The 2,736-nt window shown below is 74.0% G+C and carries 1 protein-coding gene; it reads left to right on the top strand.

Features of this window, described 5'->3' with window-relative positions:
* The coding region (locus H5J33_RS30155; protein WP_181797958.1) for a type I polyketide synthase at positions 1–2,736 on the top strand (2,736 nt) is incomplete at both ends.

Below are 2,736 nucleotides of genomic sequence, written 5' to 3'. Positions count from 1 at the left end.
GTGCTCGGCGCCGGCCGGCCGGCCGACGCCCCACTGCTCGTCGGCTCGGTCAAGACCAACATCGGCCACCTCGAAGGCGCCGCCGGCATCGCCGGCCTCATCAAGACCGCGCTCGCCCTCGAGCACCGGGAACTCCCGCCGAGCCTGAACTTCCGCACCCCGAACCCGGCGATCCCGCTCGACGAGCTGCGGCTGAAGGTCCGCACGGAGCACGGCCCCTGGCCCGGAGACGACGGTCCGCTGATCGCCGGCGTCAGCTCCTTCGGGGTCGGCGGCACCAACTGCCACGTGGTCCTGGAGGACTGGCGCCAGGACACCGACGCCCGGACCGACGCCGACGAGGACGGCGAGACCGGTACCGTCCCGTGGCTGATCTCCGCCAAGACCGAGGCCGCCCTGCGCGGGCAGGCCCGGGCACTGCTCGACCGGCTGGACGACACCGTGCCCCCGGCGCACATCGGCCACTCCCTGGCCACCACCCGCACCGCCTTCGCACACCGGGCCGTCCTCCTCGGCGACACCACCGAGGACTTCCGCGCCCGCCTGACCGCCCTGGCCGCCGGCCGCCCCGCCGCCGGAGTCGTGCAGGGCGCCGCCTCCCGCACCGCGGCCCGCCCCGTCTTCGTCTTCCCCGGCCAGGGGTCCCAGTGGGCCGGCATGGCCGTGGACCTCATGGACGCCTCCCCGGTCTTCGCCGAGCACATCCGGCGCTGCGAACGGGCCCTCGCCCCGCACGTGCCCTGGTCCCTCACGCACGTGCTGCGCGGCGGCAGCGAAACCGACCCCGAACTCTCCCTCGACCGCCTCGACGTGGTCCACCCGGTGCTGTTCGCGGTGATGGTTTCCCTCGCCGAGCTGTGGCGCTCCTACGGCGTCGAGCCCGGCGCCGTCGTCGGCCACTCGCAGGGCGAGATCGCCGCCGCCCACGTGGCCGGCGCGTTCTCCCTGGAGGAGGCGGCCCGCGTGGTCGCCCTGCGCAGCAAGGCGTTCGCCCTGCTGGCCGGCACCGGCGGCATGGCCTCGGTCGCGCTGCCCGCCGCCGAGGTGGCGGACCTCCTCACCCCGTGGGCGGACCAGCTGTCCATCGCCGCGATCAACGGCCCCCGCGCCGTCACCGTCTCCGGCGACGTGGCCGCCCTGCACGAGCTGATCGCCTGGTGCGAGCACCGGGACATCCGCGTCCGGCTGCTCCCCATCGACTGCGCCGGCCACTCCGCGCACGTCGAGCGGATCCGCGAACCCCTGCTGGACCTGCTCGGCACCGTGACCCCCACGTCCGCCCGGGTGCGGTTCTACTCGACCGTCGAGGGCCGCTGGCTGGACACCGCCGGGCTCGACGCCCAGTACTGGTACCGCAACTCCCGGCGCACCGTCGGCTTCGAACCCGCCGTACGGGCCCTCGCCGAGGCCGGCCACGAGACGTTCATCGAGGTCAGCCCGCACCCCATCCTCGCCGCCGGCATCCAGGAGACCGTGGAGGACACCACGGCAGGAAAGGGACGCGTCGTCGGCTCCCTGCGGCGCGGCGAGGGCGGCCTCGACCGCATGCTCACCGTCCTGGCCGAGGCCTTCGTGCACGGCGTCACCGTCGACTGGTCCAAGGCCTACGCAGGCACCGGCGCCCGCCGCGTCGACCTGCCCACCTACGCCTTCCAGCGCCGCCGGTTCTGGCTGGACGCCCCCGCCGCCACCCGCACCGCACCCAACGCGCCCGCCGAACCGGCGCCCGAGGCGGACGACGACACCGCCGCCGAGGAGGCACCGCTGCGCGAACGGTGGGCCGCACTCGGCGAACGCGCGAGCCAGGAGGCGGCCCTAGACCTGGTCCGCACCCACCTCGCCATCGTCCTCGGCACGGACGGAACCGACGAGATCAACGTCGAAGCGTCCTTCCGCGAACTGGGCTTCGACTCGATGATGGCCGTACAGCTGCGGAACCGGCTGAACACGGCGACCGGCCTGCGCCTGCCGAGCACGGTCGTCTTCGACCACCCGTCGGCCGCCGCCCTCGCCCGTTTCCTGCGGACCGAACTGCTCGGCCCGTCCCCCGCAGACCAGACCGAGCCGCAGACCCCACCACCGGCCCCCGCCGGCGACGCCGACGCCGAGCCGGTGGCGATCGTGGGCATGGGATGCCGGTTCCCGGGCGGCGTGGGCTCGCCGGAGGACCTGTGGCGGCTGGTGGCGTCCGGCGGGGACGCGGTGTCGTCCTGGCCGGCGGACCGTGGCTGGGATCTGGAGGGGTTGTACGACCCGGATCCGGACGCGGTGGGCAAGTCGTACACGCGTAACGGTGGTTTCCTGTATGACGCGTCGGAGTTCGACGCGGGGTTCTTCGGGATCTCGCCGCGTGAGGCGCTGGCGATGGATCCGCAGCAGCGGTTGCTGCTGGAGACGTCGTGGGAGGCGTTCGAGCGGGCGGGTATCGATCCGGCCTCGCTGCGGGGCAGCCGTACCGGCGTCTACGTCGGCGCCATGGTCCAGGAGTACGGCCCCCGCCTCGCCGACGCCACCCCGGAGAGCGAGGGCTACCTCCTCACCGGTACCCACGGCAGCGTCACCGCGGGCCGTCTGTCGTACACGTTCGGCCTGGAGGGGCCGGCGGTGACGGTGGACACGGCGTGTTCGTCGTCGCTGGTCGCGCTGCATCTGGCGGTGCAGGCGCTGCGGCGGGGTGAGTGCTCGATGGCGTTGGCGGGCGGTGCCACGGTGATGTCGTCGCCGGGCCTGTTCGTG

Origin of the sequence: Streptomyces sp. WELS2 (assembly GCF_013870595.1) — a bacterium.
Classification (GTDB): domain Bacteria; phylum Actinomycetota; class Actinomycetes; order Streptomycetales; family Streptomycetaceae; genus Streptomyces.
This window is presented reverse-complemented; position numbering and strand designations above follow the sequence as displayed.